This window comes from Streptomyces sp. NPDC058371 (assembly GCF_042723265.1).
Lineage (GTDB): Bacteria > Actinomycetota > Actinomycetes > Streptomycetales > Streptomycetaceae > Streptomyces.
The window spans coordinates 325,648-342,128 of sequence record NZ_JBHXJC010000006.1; the positions used below are offsets into that span (position 1 = coordinate 325,648).

Here is a 16,481-nt window from a genome sequence, read left to right on the forward strand (position 1 = left end):
GCGGGCCACCGGAGGTCTTCCGGTGGCCCACGGGTCACGCCGCGCCGGCCTTCACCTGCCTTTCGTGCCTTATGGCGGGTGCGCCGGTCGGGATTACTTCACGCCGAGGTTGACGAAGTCGAACTCACCGCTGTAGCCGTCGGTCGTGTAGACGTTGGCCAGCCGGTTCGAGCGCCAGTTGATGAACTTCTCGAAGACGAAGGGCAGGTAGTAGCCGCCCTCCATGACCTTGTGGTTGATCTCCGTGGCCAGCTGGGTCTTCTTGGCGTCGTCGAGCTCCTTGACGTAGTCGTCGAAGAGGCCGTCGATCGCCTTGTCCTTGATCAGCGCGAAGTTGTTGTTGCCGCTGTCGAGGATGTACTTGCTGTCCCACAGGGGCAAACCGAAGCCCTGGACGGTCGGGAAGTCCGGGCCCCAGCCCATGATGATGATGCCGTAGCCCTTCTTCTTGACGTTGGAGGGGCTACCGATGATGCCGGTGGTCTGCGCACCGTCGAACTGCTCGATGTCGACCGTGATGCCGATCTTCTTCAGCGACGCCTGCAGGGACTCGGCGGTCGCCACCTCGACGGGCTTGTTGTTGCGCACCGCGACGGTGGTCTTGAAGCCGTTCGGCTTGCCGCAGGCCTTGAGCTCTTCCTTGGCCTTGGCGACGTTGCCGTTCTTGTTGGCCGTGGCCGACTCGTACGGGTCGTACTTCTGGCCCTCGGAGCCCGGGATGGACGGCGGCAGCATGTTGGTGCCGATGTCACCACCGGCGATCGGGCCACCGCGCGCGGTCTGCAGCGAGACGTGGTCGGCACCGTAGATCACGGCCTTGCGGCAGTGCTCGTTGTCGAACGGCTTCACGCTCTGCGGGAAGGTCGCGTACCGGATGTAGCCCGAGACCGGGTTGTCCAGGTTCGCCTTGTGCTGCTTCAGGGCGGTGGTGCGGCCCTGCGGGGAGAGACCGGTCTGGCCGATGTCCAGGTCGTAGTCGCCGTTGATCAGGCGCTGGTCCATGTCATTGGCGTTGGTGAAGAAGGTGACCGAGATCTTGTCCGGCAGCGCCTTGCGGATCGGGTCCGAGGACGCCTTCCACTCGTTGTTGCGGACCAGCACCAGCTTCTTGTTCGGCGTGTACGACTGGAACTTGTACGGGCCGGAGGAGAACGGGTGCAGACCGTACTTGGACTTGGTGTCCTTGTCCGCGCGGACCGGCGAGGCCGAGGTCAGCGCGAGCATCTCCTCGAAGTCCGAGTTGGCCTTCGGCAGCTTGAAGACGACGGTCTTGTCGTCGGGCGTCTCGATCGCCTTCAGGCCGAGCTTGTCCGCGGACTTGTCCTTGTAGGGGCCCTTGTAGGTGCCCTTCGGGTCCAGGACGTCCTTCAGGTAGACGGGACCGCCGGACAGCACGTCCTGCGCCCACACCCGCTCGATGCCGTACTTGACGTCCTTGGAGGTGATCGGCTTGCCGTCCTCCCAGGTCGCCCCGTCACGCAGCGTGTACGTGTACGTCAGGCCGTTGTCCGAGATCTTCGCCGTGCTGGTGGCGAGGTCCGGGGTGACCTCGGCGCCCTTGGCGCCGGGCTCGGCCTTGTTGGTGACGAGCTGACGGCTGTAGTAGCGCATGAAGTTCCAGGCGAAGCCGTAGTAGCCACGCGTGGTGTCCCACGAGTCGGCGTCCTGGGCTCCGGCGAACTTCAGCTCGCCGCCCTTCTTGGACGAGGCGTTCGCGACCTTGTTGTTACCGGCGTTGAAGCCGGCCGCGCCGCTCTTGCCGTCCTTGGTGTCGCCGCCGCCGCCGCACGCAGCCGTGGTCAGCAGGGCGCCGACCACGGCGGCTGCGGCCACGGCCTGCTTGCGCCGGCTTGTGGTGCGTTGGGTAGTCACGATCTCGGATCCTCCGTGTATGTAGCGGCCCGCGGATAGGTCGCGGGCCCTAGGGGGTACGGCAGTTCAGCGAGAACCCTTCGGGTCGAGAGCGTCACGGACGCCGTCGCCGAAGAGGTTGAAGGAGAGCACGGTGATGAAGATCGCTACACCCGGGATCACCATGTACATGGGGTCCGAGTCGTAGTAGTCGATCGCGGAGGAGAGCATCTGTCCCCACGAAGCCGTCGGCGGCTTCACACCGACACCCAGGAAGCTGAGCGCCGCCTCGGTGAGGATGTTGGTGGGGATCATCATCGTCGTGTACACGATGATCGGAGCGACGAGGTTGGGCAGCAGCTCCTTGAACAGGATGTAGAAGCGCCCGGCCCCGAGGCTGCGTGCGGCCTCCACGTACTCGCGCTCACGCAACGAGAGCGTCTGTCCCCGCACCACACGGCCGACATAGGGCCAGCCGAAGAAGCCGATCACCAGGATCATGACGAACAGGCGGACGCCCGTACCCGTCAGGCCCAGCATCTCGTTCGGCATGACCGAGACCAGCGCGATGATGAACAGCAGCTGCGGGAAAGCCAGCAGGCCGTCCATGACGCGGCTGATGGCCGCGTCCACCCAGCCGCCGAAGAAGCCGGCCAGGATGCCCAGCACGGTACCGAAGACCACGGCGACCAGGGCGGACAGGAAGCCGACCAGGAGCGAGACGCGGGCGCCGTAGACGATTCGGGCGAAGATGTCGCGGCCGCTGACCGGTTCGACACCGAAGAGGTGGTCACCGCTGATGCCGCCCAAGGATCCGGTGGGCGTGGAGAACAGCGGATCGATCAGAGTCTCGTGGTGCGACTCGGGATCCTGGCCGACCAGGTTGGTGATCAGCGGCGCGAGAATCGCGATCAGGATCAGCACGAGCACGACGACGCCACCCGTCAGGGCGAGCTTGTCCCGCTTGAGGCGCTCCCAGGCGATCCGGCCCAGCGAGCGTCCTTGAACCGCCTTCGCGTCGGCGCTGACCAGCGCCGCTTCCTCGGCCGCGCTCGGGGCCGCTTCAGCGGTCGGCTCGTGCAATGGTGCCGTCATCGTGGCAGGGACCCCTCTCAACCGGCGGTAGCCGGCCCACACGTGCCGCTGTAGCGGCATGATCAGTCCGTCGTACAAAGGGGCGAACGCCCCTGGAGCGGGAGTCTTCAACGCCTCGGCGATCTGTTGCCAGACTTGACGGTGAATGGATGCCTAAACGTGATGCGGGCTGGGGGGTTCCGTTATCCGGACGGCGGGTAACGGGGGTCGGACACGGGGCAGTTGGGGCAGAAAGGGGCGCGAGGCCCGTTATCCGGCCGGGTCAGCCCCAAAGCGGGCATCAGACCCTTACGCGTTCGAGCGCACTGGTCAGCGCGGTCCCGCAGGCCGTGCGCGCTGCCCGCCGAGGCGACGGAACGACCCCGCCGAGCCCCCTCGCCGGCGCCGGGACGGCCCCGCCCCCGTGCGCGGCAGGGCGAGGGCGGCGCGGGGGAGTTCGGTCAGTACGCCCGCGGCTGGGGGTAGCCGTACCCGCCGGCGACCGGCGCCTGGGCCGGGGCCGCGTGGGCCTCACGGTCGTAGAAGGGCCGGGCCTGGGCACGCAGCCACATCGCCACCGGGTCGGACTCGTCGGACATCGCGACGGTCGACACCGGCAGTCCGTCCGGAACCGCCCCGATCGACTGCTGCATCATCGCCCGCACCGAGTCGACCGCGGGCGGCGAGGTGTCGTAGACGTCGAGGCCGATGGCCAGATACGGCGCCCCGAGCGCGGGTTGGACCCACGCTCGGCGCAGCGAGCGCACCGCGGGCGTGCGGTGCGCGTTCTGCGTGAGGAGGGCGTAGAACTGCGGGATCTCGATGCCCGGCTCGGACAGCCGCAGCGGGCCGGCGGGCTGGCGCTCCAGGCCGGCGGCGATCCGGCGCAGATCCAGCCAGGGGATGCCGACTCCGCCACCGGGCGCGTGCGGGTTCAGCCAGAGACCGAACTGGTCGGGGTAGAGGGTGCGGGCGACGTCCAGCCCGTCGACGACCTCGTACGAGCGGTTCCAGCCGCTGGCCGAGAGCTCCTGGGCTGACGTGACACAGGGGGCGTAGCCGAAGCCGTCCACCTCCATGTTCCCGTACTGGGCGTCCGGGGAGCCGGCCTGGCCGTGCCACAGGAGCATCCAGATCTGGCCGTTCGACGGTGTCGCGAGCGCGCGCAGGAGCGCCTCGTAGGCGTCGTAACGCCCGGGCGTCACCTGGCGCAGCATGTGCTCGACCTGCCCGGCCGCGGCCGTGCCCGACGCGCTCACCTTCAACCGCCCCTTCGCGAACACATCACCATGAACTCACCCATAACCCCCGAGCCGCTGCGTACGGCATCCCGTGCGGAGCCGCGTCAACACCTCGACCGAGCCATGAAACCAGCTTATGCGGCGTTCCTGACAGCGACTTGACGCACGGCTTCCCGGGTCCGCGTGGCGCCGCCCGTCCGGGGCCGCGCGCTCAGTACTCCCGCTGGTAGAAGGGCCGCACCTGGGCGCGCATCCAGTCGCCCACCGGGTCCTGGGCGACATCGAGGAGCAGCAGGTTCACCGGCCGGTCCATCGGGACGCGGCCGAGCGCCCGGCCCAGCGCGTCCAGGGGCAGCGTACGGGCGGGGCCCTCCCAGTCGGAGAGCTCGACGCCGACGAACATCACCGGGTCGTCGCCCTCGATGCTGGCCAGGCAGCGCCGGGCGGTCCGTACGACGCCGGTGTCCGCGAACTCGGCCGAGGCCGCGGACAGGAAGTCGACCGGTTCCTCCTGCCAGTCCGGCTCGAAGAGCCGCACCCGGCCGCCGCTCGCGGGCCCGTCCAGCGGGGTCCGCCCGGTGCGGCACAACTCGGCCACGGCGGCCGGCGGCAGCGGGACGCCGACCAGACCGTCCGGGTTGACCGCGAGGCCGACCTGCGGCGGCAGTCCGCGCGCGAACTCGACGGCGGGCGCGATGCTGTACGCCATGTGCCCGCCGACGACCTGGCGGAACTGCTCCTCCGAGCTGAAGACGGGGACGTACACCTGGCCGTCGAGCTCCAGCGTGGGCAGGTCGAGGGGGCCGCTGTGCGGGCCGCCGCCGTTCGGCAGCGGGATCCACAGGAAGCTGCGGCCGAGCACCTCGACGATGCGGGCGCCGGCCGAGGGGACTCCGAGAGAGGCGGAGAGCACCTCCTCCAGTTCGTTGCCGGGCCATCCGCCGTGCGGATGGGGATGCGCCTGTGCCGGGAAGTCCATCTGTCTACCGCCTGCTGTGAACCGCTGTTCCGGCTGGAAACCCTAACGGGTGCGCGCGCTCACGGAGTCAGCCGCCGAAATCGATCCGGCGCAGCACGTCCGCCGCGTCCCGGTCGATCAGCACCGCCGAGCCGCAGCCCTCCGGCAGGTCGCCCTTCTCGACGGACCGCAGCAGCCGGGCCGCCGCCGTGCGGTGGCGCAGGAACGCGTAGCGCGAGACGCCGCGGCCGCGCTCGCGCTGGCCGTCCAGGGCGGTGTCCGCCGTGACGTCGAGGAGCAGCAGGTGCAGCGTGCCGCCCCGGCGCCGGGCCTCGCGGGCGAGCCAGCGGCGCACCCAGGCCTGCGTACCGCAGTCGTGCACGACGACGCCGGCTCCCGAGCGCAGGGCGCGGCGCAGCCCCGCGAAGTGCGCGGCCCGGACGAGCGGGCGGTAGAGCGCGTACGGCAGGAAGCGGGCGAGGCGGGTGTCCCAGTGGTCGCGGGTGTCCTGGGAGTCGACGCGCCTGCCGCTCACCGCCCGGCGCATCAGGGTCGACTTGCCGCTGCCGGGCAGGCCGGTGACCACGACGAGGTCGGCGGCGCCGAAGGTGAGGCCGTGCGGGCTGCGTCCGGCGCGCTCGCGCAGATCACGGACGACGGCCACCGGCCGCGGTCCGCAGGCCTCCCGGGCGGGGGCGGCGGGCTGCTTGGGCAGCGCGATGCCGGAGATCGTCGCGTACGCCGTGGTCCTGTTCACCGTGATCGTCCTCCCCTTGGGTCCGGAGTCCCATCCCCGTTGAGTGTAAAGAGAAGGTAATGCGGTGCGCCTCCCGTTTCCGTCCTTGTCGTGCCACAGGCCGGTCACAGCTCTCCGCGGTCTCCCCGGGCAGCTGTTCGGGTGCCCCTGCCATGCCGGACGGATGCGTGCAATGATGTGCCCGCCAACTGCATACCGGCCGCTTGAATCCGCGCGGGAGAGTCCTGGGGACAGAAGTCCCCGGGCGCCGAAGGAGCAAGTCCCTCCCTTGAATCTCTCAGGCCCCGTTACCGCGCGGGCGAGGCACATCTGAAAAGCGGGCCGCTGACCAGTGGCTCCACCCAAGGTGCAAGTCATGACCACCGATTCGCGGGGTCGTGATGAACCTCTCAGGTTCCGATGACAGATGGGGAGGAACGACCTCGCCGTCATGCCTTGGGAGCCCCACCGATGAGCAGTAACACCCCCCGTCACACCGCGCTCGATGCCCTGCATCGCTCGCTGGGCGCGACGATGACCGACTTCGCCGGCTGGGACATGCCCCTGCGCTACGGCTCCGAGCGCGACGAGCACCTCGCCGTCCGCACCAGGGCCGGACTCTTCGACCTCTCCCACATGGGCGAGATCACGGTCACCGGAGCGCAGGCCGCCGAACTACTGAACTTCGCCCTGGTGGGCAACATCGCCTCGGTCGGCGTCGGCCGCGCCCGCTACACCATGATCTGCCGGGCGGACGGCGGCATCCTCGACGACCTGATCGTGTACCGGCTCCAGGAGCACGCGTACATGGTCGTGGCGAACGCCTCCAACGCCCAGGTGGTGCTGGACGCGCTGACCGAGCGCGCCGCCGGCTTCGACGCCGAGGTCCGCGACGACCGCGACGCCTACGCCCTCATCGCCGTCCAGGGCCCCGAGTCCCCCGGCATCCTCAAGTCGCTGACCGACGCGGACCTCGACGGCCTGAAGTACTACGCGGGTCTGCCCGGCACGGTCGCGGGCGTCCCGGCACTCATCGCGCGCACCGGCTACACCGGCGAGGACGGCTTCGAGCTGTTCGTCGCCCCGGCCGACGCCGAGAAGGTGTGGCAGGCGCTGACCGAGGCGGGCGCCCCGGTGGGCCTCGTGCCGTGCGGTCTGTCCTGCCGTGACACGCTGCGCCTGGAGGCGGGCATGCCGCTGTACGGGCACGAGCTGACCACCGCGCTCACGCCCTTCGACGCCGGGCTCGGACGGGTCGTGAAGTTCGAGAAGGAGGGCGACTTCGTGGGGCGCGAGGCGCTCTCCGAGGCCGCCGACCGCGCCCGGGAGAACCCCCCGCGGGTGCTCGTCGGGCTCGTCGCCGAGGGCCGCCGGGTGCCCCGCGCCGGCTACCAGGTCGTCGCCGACGGCAAGGTCGTCGGCGAGGTCACCTCGGGCGCGCCGTCCCCGACGCTGGGCAAGCCGATCGCCATGGCCTACGTCGACGCCGCGCACGCCGCGCCGGGCAGCACCGGGGTCGGTGTGGACATCCGGGGCAGCCACGAGCCGTACGAGGTCGTGGCGCTGCCGTTCTACAAGCGCCAGAAGTAGTCGTTCCGTACGGGCGTTGCAGGACGTCCGCCGGTTCGTCCGACTCCCCGGAATCCGGTTTCGCGATTCCGGCGCGCGCGTCGACGTGACGTACATCGCCGCGCCCGGTCTCGTATCGCAGGACCACTCGTTCACCAGCACTCCCCCGCGTACAGGAGAATTCAGGCCATGAGCAACCCCCAGAAGCTGCGCTACAGCAAGGAGCACGAGTGGCTGTCGGTCGCCGAGGACGGCGTCTCGACGGTCGGCATCACGGAGCACGCGGCCAACGCGCTCGGCGACGTGGTGTACGTCCAGCTTCCCGAGGTCGGTGACACGGTGACCGCGGGCGAGACCTGCGGCGAGCTGGAGTCGACCAAGTCCGTGAGCGACCTGTACGCGCCGGTCACCGGCGAGATCGTGGAGGCCAACCAGGACGTCGTGGACGACCCGTCGCTGGTGAACTCCGCCCCCTTCGAGGGTGGCTGGCTGTTCAAGGTGCGCGTCACCGAGGAGCCGGCCGACCTGCTCTCCGCGGACGAGTACACCGAATTCTCCGGCAGCTAAGGACTCCCGACCGATGTCGCTTCTGAACCAGTCCCTCCACGAGCTCGACCCGGATGTCGCCGCCGCCGTCGACGCCGAGCTCGACCGTCAGCAGTCCACCCTCGAGATGATCGCCTCGGAGAACTTCGCTCCCGTCGCGGTCATGGAGGCCCAGGGCTCGGTCCTCACCAACAAGTACGCCGAGGGCTACCCCGGCCGCCGCTACTACGGCGGCTGCGAGCACGTCGACGTGGTCGAGCAGATCGCCATCGACCGTGTGAAGGCGCTCTTCGGTGCCGAGCACGCGAACGTGCAGCCCCACTCTGGCGCCCAGGCCAACGCGGCCGCGATGTTCGCGCTGCTGAAGCCGGGCGACACGATCATGGGTCTGAACCTCGCGCACGGCGGGCACCTGACCCACGGCATGAAGATCAACTTCTCCGGCAAGCTCTACAACGTCGTCGCGTACCACGTCGACGACGCCACCGGCCAGGTCGACATGGCCGAGGTCGAGAAGCTCGCCAAGGAGTCCAAGCCGAAGCTGATCGTGGCCGGCTGGTCGGCGTACCCGCGGCAGCTGGACTTCGCCGCGTTCCGCCGGATCGCGGACGAGGTCGGCGCCTACCTCATGGTCGACATGGCGCACTTCGCCGGTCTGGTGGCCGCGGGCCTGCACCCGAACCCGGTGCCGCACGCCCACGTCGTGACCACGACCACGCACAAGACGCTGGGCGGCCCGCGCGGTGGCGTGATCCTGTCCACGGCCGAGCTGGCGAAGAAGATCAACTCCGCGGTCTTCCCGGGTCAGCAGGGCGGTCCGCTGGAGCATGTGATCGCCGCCAAGGCCGTCTCCTTCAAGGTCGCCGCCACCGACGACTTCAAGGAGCGCCAGCAGCGCACGCTGGACGGCGCGCGGATCCTGGCCGAGCGGCTGGTCCAGGACGACGTCAAGGCCGTGGGCGTGGACGTCCTCTCCGGCGGCACGGACGTGCACCTGGTCCTCGTCGACCTGCGCAACTCCGAGCTGGACGGGCAGCAGGCCGAGGACCGTCTCCACGAGGTCGGCATCACGGTCAACCGCAACGCCATCCCGAACGACCCGCGCCCGCCGATGATCACCTCCGGCCTGCGCATCGGCACGCCTGCCCTCGCCACCCGCGGCTTCCAGGCCGAGGACTTCACCGAGGTCGCGGACATCATCGCCGAGACGCTGAAGGCGCCCTCTCCCTTCGAGGGGGCCGACGCGGACTCGCTGAAGGCCCGGGTGTCCGCTCTGGCCGACAAGCACCCGCTGTACCCCGGCCTGAAGTAGTTTCGTACGCTTTAGTCAGTACGTTCTTTTCGTACGTCGCTTGCGTACGAACATCCGGGGCACCGCGCACACTGGAAAACGAGCGCGGTGCCCCGCCGTATGCACGACCCGGCACCGCCCCCGCACGACCCGGCAGACAACGGCGTCCGCCGAAACCCTGAGGAGTTCCCCCGTGGCCATCTCGGTCTTCGACCTGTTCTCGATCGGCATCGGCCCGTCCAGCTCCCATACGGTCGGCCCGATGCGCGCGGCCCGCATGTTCGCCCGCCGCCTGCGCAACGAGGAGCTGCTCGCGCCCACCGCCTCGATACGCGCCGAGCTGTACGGCTCCCTGGGCGCGACCGGACACGGCCACGGCACCCCCAAGGCCGTCCTGCTCGGCCTGGAGGGCACCTCCCCCCGCACCGTGAACGTGGAGACGGCGGACGACCGGGTGGAGGCGATCCGCACCGGCGGCCGGCTGCGCCTCCTCGACGAGCACGAGATCGGCTTCTCCTACGACGACGACCTGATCCTGCACCGCCGCAAGGCACTGCCGTACCACGCGAACGGCATGACCCTGTGGGCGTACGACGCCGACGGCACCGAGCTGCTCTCGAAGACGTACTACTCCGTCGGCGGCGGCTTCGTGGTCGACGAGGACGCGGTGGGCGAGGACCGCATCAAGCTGGACGACACCGTCCTCAAGTACCCCTTCCGCACGGGCGACGAGCTGCTGCGCCTGACCCGTGAGACCGGCCTGTCGATCTCCGCGCTGATGCTGGAGAACGAGCGGGCCTGGCGCACGGAGGAGGAGATCCGCGGGGGTCTGCTCGACATCTGGCGGGTCATGCAGGCCTGCGTGTCACGCGGCATGTCCCGCGAGGGCATCCTGCCGGGCGGACTCAAGGTCCGCCGCCGCGCCGCCATGTCGGCCCGCCAGCTGCGCGCCGAGGGCGACCCGCTGGCCCACGCCATGGAGTGGATCACCCTCTACGCGATGGCGGTGAACGAGGAGAACGCGGCGGGCGGCCGGGTCGTCACGGCCCCGACGAACGGCGCGGCCGGCATCATCCCCGCCGTCCTGCACTACTACATCAACTTCGTGCCGGGCGCCGACGAGGAGGGAGTCGTACGCTTCCTGCTCGCCGCCGGGGCCATCGGCATGCTCTTCAAGGAGAACGCGTCCATCTCCGGCGCCGAGGTCGGCTGCCAGGGCGAGGTCGGCTCGGCCTGCTCGATGGCGGCCGGCGCGCTGGCCGAGGTGCTGGGCGGCAGCCCCGAACAGGTCGAGAACGCCGCCGAGATCGGCATGGAGCACAACCTGGGGCTGACCTGCGACCCGGTCGGCGGCCTCGTCCAGATCCCGTGCATCGAGCGCAACGGCATGGCCGCGGTCAAGGCCGTGACGGCCGCCAGGATGGCCATGCGCGGCGACGGCTCCCACAAGGTCTCCCTCGACAAGGTCATCAAGACCATGAAGGAGACGGGCGCGGACATGTCCGTCAAGTACAAGGAGACGGCCCGGGGCGGGCTCGCGGTGAACATCATCGAGTGCTGAGGGCAACGGCGTTCACGACGGCGCGGGCACGATCGGGCCCGGCTCTCCCCCGCCTTCGGACCGGCCCGGTGCGGACCGGCACGGCCGCTGTGGCGAACCCTTTCCGCCAAGCGTCACGTTACGTTACAGCTCCGTGACGTTCACCACGAAGATCTTCAAGCAGACCACTTGCTGAAGTAAATTGAGTGCGGCCTACAGGCACCAACGGGGGGAATGACGTGCTCACCAGGCATGTGCGGAAAGCCTTACGCCGGTTCCCGGACTCGCGCCGGGAACGGCTCCGGGACGCCCGGCTGCGGGCTCACAGCCGTCAGCTGATGCGCCGGCTGGAGCTGCCCATGCCGCTCGACCCGGCGGCACTGTGCGAGCGGCTCGGCGAGTTCCGCGGCACCCCGATCCGGCTGATGGCCTGGGAGTTGCCGGTCGACGGGCCGTTCGGGATGCTGATCTCGCGCCCGCACGAGGACGCCATCGTCTACCAGTCCCGCACCACCAGGGCCCACCAGGCGCACATCATCCTGCACGAGGTCGGGCACATCGTCGCGTACGACCTCGCGGGCGTGCGGCCCGCCGAGACGAAGCTGCGCACCTGCTACTCGGACCGGGACGAGCGGGACGCCGAGGTCATCGCCTCCACGATCATGCGCCAGGCGATCCTGCTCGGCCGCCGGGCCCAGCGCTACGGCATCGACGAGCCGTGGCGGCCGTCGGTGTACAACAGCCTCGGCCTGACCGACGCGCTGACGTGAGGGCGTTCGACTGCGTCGCCGTCGTCACGCTGCTGGCGGGCACCGTCTGGACACTGCCCGCGCTGGTGCGCCGGCGCTTCCGCGATCCCATGCGGCTGCACCTGTGCCTGTCGCTGTTGCTGATGGGACTGGGCAATCTGCTGGCGCAGCCCGCCCTGATCTCCTTCGTGGACGGGCACACCACCGCCGGAGTCGCCAAGTGCAGCTACAACGCGATGGTTCTGATCGGGCTCTGCCTCATGGTCTCGTTCCTGCGGGAGCGGCCGGTCAACCGCCGTACGGCCGTGCGCTCGTGGGAGGTGCTGCTGTGCGCCGTGTGCCTGGCAGGCATGGTCACGATGACCGTCCTGCTCCCGTCCCGGTTGCGCAACCACTCCCTGACCAGCTTCTTTCTGGTCGACTGGCGCGTCCGGGTGTTCTACGACCTCGGCAACGTCTTCCTCTTCTTCGGGTACGCCGCCTGCGCCCTGCTCGCCTGGCGGCTCGCGCGCGCGGGGCATCCGCTGCGCAGATGGTCCCTGACGGTCATCTCCGTCGGCCTGATCGGGCTGGCCCTGAGCTGTGTCTACCGGATGCTGTGGGTCAACGTGCCCCAACTGCGCGCGCCCGGGGTGCCGGTGACGTACGAGGACGACTTCGCCTTCGGTATCGCCGACACCATCCTGGTGTGCGCCGGGCTGAGTCTGCCCTTCTTCGTGGGGGTGCTCCAGCTGGTGCGGGACCGGCTGGACCACCGGGCGCAGTACCACGGGCTGGAAGAGCTGTGGCGGCGGCTGGTGGCCTTCTATCCCGAGCTGATTCTCGATCAGCGGCCCTTCTCCGGGCGGCGGCCACTGCTGGTCGCCGACTACGCCTCGGCGACATACCGGCGGTACGTCGAGTGCCGGGACGGGCTGACCCGGCTCGGCCCGTATCTCCGGCTCGCCGCCGACGAGTTGCCGGACGGTGCGGCCGCGCTGCCCAGGCAGCCGCGCGCGGCGGCCCGGATCATCGACCGCGCCCTGCACCTCTACGGCGAACAGCCCCTGGGCGGTGCGGCGCCGACGACGACCGCACTGTTCATCCCGGGCTCCCGCGAGGCCTCCGACGACTACGAGAGCGACCTGGTCGGCCTCATCGAGATCTCCCGCGAGCTGCGGACGCTGCACGCGGGACCGGAGTCGGATGCACCGGGTGAACCGGCGCGTCGAGCGACGCACCGGTAGCGGGCGGCAGGCTAGGGGACCAGCACGAACTTGCCGCGGAAGCCGCCGGCCTCCAGTCGGCGGTGCGCCTCATGTGCGTCCGCAAAAGGGAGGATCGTCGTCCGCTGGCGCAGACCGGCGTCGCGGGCGGCACGGTCGGCCACCTCGGCCAGGTCGTCGCGGTTCAACTGCACTCCATGGAGCGTGAACTCCACGTCCGGGCGCCGGGCGGGGTCGGGGGCGCTGAACGGGGTGAGGGTGAGGAACATGCCGCCCGGGCACACCGCCTCGATCAGGTCCGGGGCACCACCGGCGTCCACGACGACGTCGTACGCCTTCGCCTCGGCCACCGCCGGGTCGGTCAGCACCGCGCCCTCGCCGGGGCGACCCGCGCGCAGCTCCCGCCAGGTGTCGCCGTCATCGGGGCGGACGAGGAGGTCGGTTCGGGTCGCCGGCTCGTCCAGCAACCTGAGCGCGAGCTGTCCGCCGAGGCTGCCCTGGGCGCCGACGAGCAGCACCCGCCGGCCGGTCCGGTCGGGCGTGCGGCGCAATGCCTGTACAGCGGTGACGCCGGCCAGCGGCAGAGCGGCCGCGTCGGTGAGGCTGAGGGCGTCCGGGACGCGGACGACATACGCGGGGTCGAAGCGGACGTACTCCGACATGCTGCCCACGCCGGTGCCCAGTTGGGCGGTCGTGGCCATGACCCGGTCGCCGACGGTGAAGCCGGAGCCCTCGGGTGCATGGGCGACCGTGCCGGCCAGGTCCCAGCCGAGGACCGCCGGGAGCGCGGTGGGGATGAGGCCCGAACGGGTCGCCAGATCAACGGGGTTGACGGCCGCGGCCGCCACCTGGATGACGAGTCCGTCCTGGTCCGGTTCGGGCAGGTCCAGGAGGCCGAGTACCTCCGGGCCTCCGGTGCGGGTGATGCCCACGGCCTTCATCAATCGACGTCCTGTCCTTCTGTGCTCGACGCCGAGGGCCTCGGGGCGTCCAGCGCGTCCATGATCGACAGCAGCTGCTCGCGCATCTCCGGGGTGAGCTGACCGGCCCGCATCGCGATCGAGCGCACCTGCCGGTCGGCGAGCGAGGACGCCCAGGCCGGGTCGTCGGCCGCGTCCGCCGTCTCCTCGTTGATGAGCGCACCCACCGAGACCGGGAGGGTCATCGGGCGGGCGCGGAAGTACTGCACGATCGCCGCGAGCACGCTGATCGTGGGGTTGGTCTGCGAGCCGTTGCGCAGCGCGGCCAGATAGCTCCTGGAGATGGTCACGTCGTGCGACGAGTCCTCCGAGATCGCCTGGGCGACCTCGGCCGTGGAGGGCTCACGGCGACGGCCCACGGCATCCGTGGTGGCGGCGTCCGCGAACCAGGCGTTGAGGCGTTCCGCCAGCGTGGCCATCTCCGACTCCCTGGGCTCCGGCGACTCGGGTCGGTGACTCGGCACGACTCCGGTGACAGCAGCACGGGATACGCGAGCGATTTCGCCTATGAAGTCGCCGAGACGCTTCAAGATTAACACGAACGCCATCACATTGTGCAAGGCTGCTAATATATTGGCATCAACGATTGTTTCTGAGATGATCGTCCTGTGGGGCGGCCGCTCGTGCCGCCCTCCGTCCTGGGGCACAGGACCGCCCACACCCCTTCCGAACTCGGAGGAGACATGCGCAGCGGTACGTCTTTCACCCAAGGCCTGCGGCACAACGTCGACAACAGCCCGGCGAGCGGGCCGGCGTGGACGGTGGAGGCCGTCCGCCAAGTGCGCTACCACGTCGTCAGCTCGGACCACCTGTTCGCCCTCGACAACACGGCCCTGCTCGACGCCTGCCCGGACGCGCTCCTGCGCTCCGGTGACCGCCGGCTCGTCGTCGTCGACGAGAACGTCGACACCCTCCACGGCTCACGGATACGCGACTACTTCGCGTACCACGGCATCCGGGCCACGATGGTGCCCCTGCGCGCGGACGAACCCGTGAAGGAGTGGGACTCCGTCCTCCGCGTGGTCGACGCCATGAACGAGTTCGGCATCGATCGCCGCCGCGAGCCCGTCCTCGCCGTCGGCGGCGGGGTGCTCACCGACATCGTCGGCTTCGCCGCCAGCCTGTACCGGCGCGGAACGCCGTACATCCGCATCCCCACCACCCTGATCGGCCTGGTCGACGCCGGGGTCGGCGTCAAGACCGGCGTCAACTACGGCCGCGGCAAGAACCGCCTGGGCACCTACGCCCCGGCGACGGCCACCTTCCTGGACCGCACCTTCCTGCGCACCCTCGAGCCGCGGCACATCAGCAACGGCCTCGCCGAGATCATGAAGATGGCCCTCATCCGCTCCGAGGAGCTGTTCGGGCTGCTGGAGTCCTGGGGCGCCGCCGTCCGCGCGGACCGTCTCCAGGGCTCCACCGGCGAGCTGGCCGCCGCCGCGGACGCGATCATCGCCGAGGCCATCCACCTCATGCTCGAGGAACTCCAGCCCAACCTCTGGGAGTCCCACCTGGAGCGCTGCGTCGACTACGGCCACACCTTCAGCCCGACCGTCGAGATGCACGCGCTGCCCGAACTGCTGCACGGCGAGGCCGTCATGATCGACATGGCCCTCACCACCGCGCTCGCCACCCTGCGCGGTGACGTCGGCGCCGCGGAGGCCGACCGGATCTACCGTGCGGCCGCCTCACTCGGACTGCCGCTGTGGAACGACGTCCTGGACGACCCGGCCCTGCTGGAGGCCGCCCTCCTCGACACCGTGCGCCACCGCGACGGCCACCAGCGGCTGCCACTGCCCGTCGGGATCGGCCGGCACCGCTTCGTGGACGACGTCACCCCGGCCGAACTCCGCGCCGCCACCGACCTGTTGCGACGGAAAGCCCAGGAAGCCGGACGTACCGCGGCAGTGTCCGTGCGGGTGAGCGCGTGAGTGCCCCGCTGCGCGAGCCCGCCACCGCCGTCGTAATCGGCGGGTCCACCGGCATCGGCCGGGGCGTCGCCGACGCCTGGGCCGCCCGGGGCATCGACACCCACGTCTTCAGCCGGTCCCGGCCCACCGGGCCCGGCGCCGACCTGCTCGCCTGGCACCGCCTCGACCTGCGCGACGGCCAACAGGCCCAGGACTCCCTGCGCTCGGGCACCCCGCCCCGGGTCGGCCTGGTCTGCTACTCGGCGGTCTCCTTCACCTCCCGACGCGAGCCATTCACCGAGGTCCACGAGAGCGACTGGCTCGACCAGTTCGCGGTCAACGTGCACGGACTGGCCTGGACCCTGAAGGCCACACTGCCCGCCCTGCGCGCCGCCCGCCCCGGACTGTTCCTGCACATCTCCTCCGAGGTGGTCTACAACGCCGGCCCGAACAGGTCCGGTTACGCAGCCACCAAGGCCGCCGCCGACTCGCTGATCCGTTCCGTCACCCAGGAGACCGACCCGGCCGAGGTGACGTTCGTGCAGGCGCTGCCCGCCGGGATGGTCGACACCCCCGGCATCCGCGCCCGTCGCCCGGCGGACTTCGACTACGGCGCCTACATGACGCCGGCCCACTTCGCGCCGCTCGCGGCCGAACTCGACCGCACACGCGGGGTGCCGTACGCCGGCGAGGCGCTGGTCGTGCACGAGGACCGGAGCTGGACGTCCGTGCACGCCGGGGCCCCCGTGTCCCAGTCGCGCCCCCTGGCCGAGTCCCCTACCTGACCTCCTGCCGTCGGCTCCCTTCCCCCAGCCCCCTTACTCAAGGAGG

General features: G+C 70.2%; 15 protein-coding genes and 1 riboswitch. Of the genes, 8 read left to right on the forward strand and 7 right to left on the reverse strand.

Features of this window, described 5'->3' with window-relative positions:
* Positions 1–93: 93 nt before the first annotated feature.
* The 5 genes from ACFWM2_RS21035 to ACFWM2_RS21055 form a co-directional block, all read right to left on the reverse strand.
* The gene (locus ACFWM2_RS21035) at positions 94–1,872 is read right to left on the reverse strand and encodes an ABC transporter substrate-binding protein (RefSeq protein ID WP_383281827.1); all 1,779 of its coding nucleotides are present in this window, start codon (positions 1,870–1,872) and stop codon (positions 94–96) included.
* A 66-nt stretch (positions 1,873–1,938) separates the two neighbouring features.
* A complete protein-coding gene (locus tag ACFWM2_RS21040) occupies positions 1,939–2,946 on the reverse strand; it encodes an ABC transporter permease (RefSeq protein ID WP_383281830.1) in 1,008 nt (335 codons plus the stop codon).
* 440 nt (positions 2,947–3,386) lie between these two features.
* Positions 3,387–4,184 carry an enhanced serine sensitivity protein SseB C-terminal domain-containing protein gene (locus ACFWM2_RS21045; RefSeq protein WP_383281833.1) on the reverse strand — a complete coding sequence of 266 codons (798 nt, stop codon included), beginning with the start codon at positions 4,182–4,184 and terminating at the stop codon, positions 3,387–3,389.
* A gap of 193 nt (positions 4,185–4,377) precedes the next feature.
* On the reverse strand, positions 4,378–5,145 hold the full coding sequence (locus ACFWM2_RS21050; protein ID WP_383281837.1) for an enhanced serine sensitivity protein SseB: 768 nt from the start codon (positions 5,143–5,145) through the stop codon (positions 4,378–4,380).
* Between the two features lie 67 nt (positions 5,146–5,212).
* On the reverse strand, positions 5,213–5,881 hold the full coding sequence (locus ACFWM2_RS21055; RefSeq protein ID WP_383281839.1) for an AAA family ATPase: 669 nt from the start codon (positions 5,879–5,881) through the stop codon (positions 5,213–5,215).
* 204 nt (positions 5,882–6,085) lie between these two features.
* Positions 6,086–6,184, forward strand: a riboswitch (glycine riboswitch).
* 147 nt (positions 6,185–6,331) lie between these two features.
* Between ACFWM2_RS21055 and gcvT the strand changes: the two genes are divergently transcribed.
* From gcvT to ACFWM2_RS21085, 6 genes are all read left to right on the forward strand, one after another.
* Positions 6,332–7,450 carry a glycine cleavage system aminomethyltransferase GcvT gene (gene gcvT, locus ACFWM2_RS21060; protein ID WP_383281841.1) on the forward strand — a complete coding sequence of 373 codons (1,119 nt, stop codon included), beginning with the start codon at positions 6,332–6,334 and terminating at the stop codon, positions 7,448–7,450.
* Between the two features lie 168 nt (positions 7,451–7,618).
* Complete coding sequence (gcvH, locus tag ACFWM2_RS21065; RefSeq protein ID WP_383281844.1) at positions 7,619–7,996, forward strand: glycine cleavage system protein GcvH; 378 nt, start codon at positions 7,619–7,621, stop codon at positions 7,994–7,996.
* Positions 7,997–8,009: 13 nt separating this feature from the next.
* Positions 8,010–9,287: a serine hydroxymethyltransferase gene (glyA, locus tag ACFWM2_RS21070; RefSeq protein WP_383281847.1), complete on the forward strand. Its 1,278-nt coding sequence runs from the start codon at positions 8,010–8,012 to the stop codon at positions 9,285–9,287.
* Positions 9,288–9,459: 172 nt separating this feature from the next.
* On the forward strand, positions 9,460–10,827 hold the full coding sequence (locus ACFWM2_RS21075; RefSeq protein WP_383281850.1) for an L-serine ammonia-lyase: 1,368 nt from the start codon (positions 9,460–9,462) through the stop codon (positions 10,825–10,827).
* A gap of 317 nt (positions 10,828–11,144) precedes the next feature.
* Complete coding sequence (locus ACFWM2_RS21080) at positions 11,145–11,576, forward strand: hypothetical protein (RefSeq protein ID WP_383281853.1); 432 nt, start codon at positions 11,145–11,147, stop codon at positions 11,574–11,576.
* Positions 11,573–12,781: an MAB_1171c family putative transporter gene (locus ACFWM2_RS21085; RefSeq protein ID WP_383281856.1), complete on the forward strand. Its 1,209-nt coding sequence runs from the start codon at positions 11,573–11,575 to the stop codon at positions 12,779–12,781. The genes ACFWM2_RS21080 and ACFWM2_RS21085 overlap by 4 nt, the downstream gene beginning before the upstream one ends.
* 11 nt (positions 12,782–12,792) lie before the next feature.
* Here ACFWM2_RS21085 and ACFWM2_RS21090 read toward each other — a convergent pair whose 3' ends face one another.
* On the reverse strand, positions 12,793–13,701 hold the full coding sequence (locus ACFWM2_RS21090; protein WP_383281859.1) for an NADP-dependent oxidoreductase: 909 nt from the start codon (positions 13,699–13,701) through the stop codon (positions 12,793–12,795).
* Positions 13,701–14,159 carry a hypothetical protein gene (locus ACFWM2_RS21095; RefSeq protein WP_383281862.1) on the reverse strand — a complete coding sequence of 153 codons (459 nt, stop codon included), beginning with the start codon at positions 14,157–14,159 and terminating at the stop codon, positions 13,701–13,703. Before ACFWM2_RS21095 ends, ACFWM2_RS21090 begins: the two co-directional genes overlap by 1 nt.
* Positions 14,160–14,423: 264 nt before the next feature.
* On the opposite strand from ACFWM2_RS21095, the gene ACFWM2_RS21100 reads away from it, so the two are divergent.
* Positions 14,424–15,671: a sedoheptulose 7-phosphate cyclase gene (locus tag ACFWM2_RS21100; RefSeq protein ID WP_383281865.1), complete on the forward strand. Its 1,248-nt coding sequence runs from the start codon at positions 14,424–14,426 to the stop codon at positions 15,669–15,671.
* Positions 15,668–16,435 carry an SDR family NAD(P)-dependent oxidoreductase gene (locus tag ACFWM2_RS21105; RefSeq protein WP_383281868.1) on the forward strand — a complete coding sequence of 256 codons (768 nt, stop codon included), beginning with the start codon at positions 15,668–15,670 and terminating at the stop codon, positions 16,433–16,435. The genes ACFWM2_RS21100 and ACFWM2_RS21105 overlap by 4 nt, the downstream gene beginning before the upstream one ends.
* The last annotated feature ends 46 nt before the right edge of the window (positions 16,436–16,481 follow it).

What these genes read in the sequence shown, in the direction of transcription:
- glyA (WP_383281847.1), top strand. Translation starts at nt 8,010, where the DNA reads ATGTCGCTTCTGAACCAGTCCCTCCACGAGCTCGACCCGGATGTCGCC.
- gcvH (WP_383281844.1), top strand. Translation starts at nt 7,619, where the DNA reads ATGAGCAACCCCCAGAAGCTGCGCTACAGCAAGGAGCACGAGTGGCTG.
- ACFWM2_RS21095 (WP_383281862.1), bottom strand. Translation starts at nt 14,159, where the DNA reads ATGGCCACGCTGGCGGAACGCCTCAACGCCTGGTTCGCGGACGCCGCC.
- ACFWM2_RS21090 (WP_383281859.1), bottom strand. Translation starts at nt 13,701, where the DNA reads ATGAAGGCCGTGGGCATCACCCGCACCGGAGGCCCGGAGGTACTCGGC.
- ACFWM2_RS21100 (WP_383281865.1), top strand. Translation starts at nt 14,424, where the DNA reads ATGCGCAGCGGTACGTCTTTCACCCAAGGCCTGCGGCACAACGTCGAC.
- ACFWM2_RS21080 (WP_383281853.1), top strand. Translation starts at nt 11,145, where the DNA reads ATGCGCCGGCTGGAGCTGCCCATGCCGCTCGACCCGGCGGCACTGTGC.
- ACFWM2_RS21050 (WP_383281837.1), bottom strand. Translation starts at nt 5,145, where the DNA reads ATGGACTTCCCGGCACAGGCGCATCCCCATCCGCACGGCGGATGGCCC.
- ACFWM2_RS21040 (WP_383281830.1), bottom strand. Translation starts at nt 2,946, where the DNA reads ATGACGGCACCATTGCACGAGCCGACCGCTGAAGCGGCCCCGAGCGCG.
- gcvT (WP_383281841.1), top strand. Translation starts at nt 6,332, where the DNA reads ATGAGCAGTAACACCCCCCGTCACACCGCGCTCGATGCCCTGCATCGC.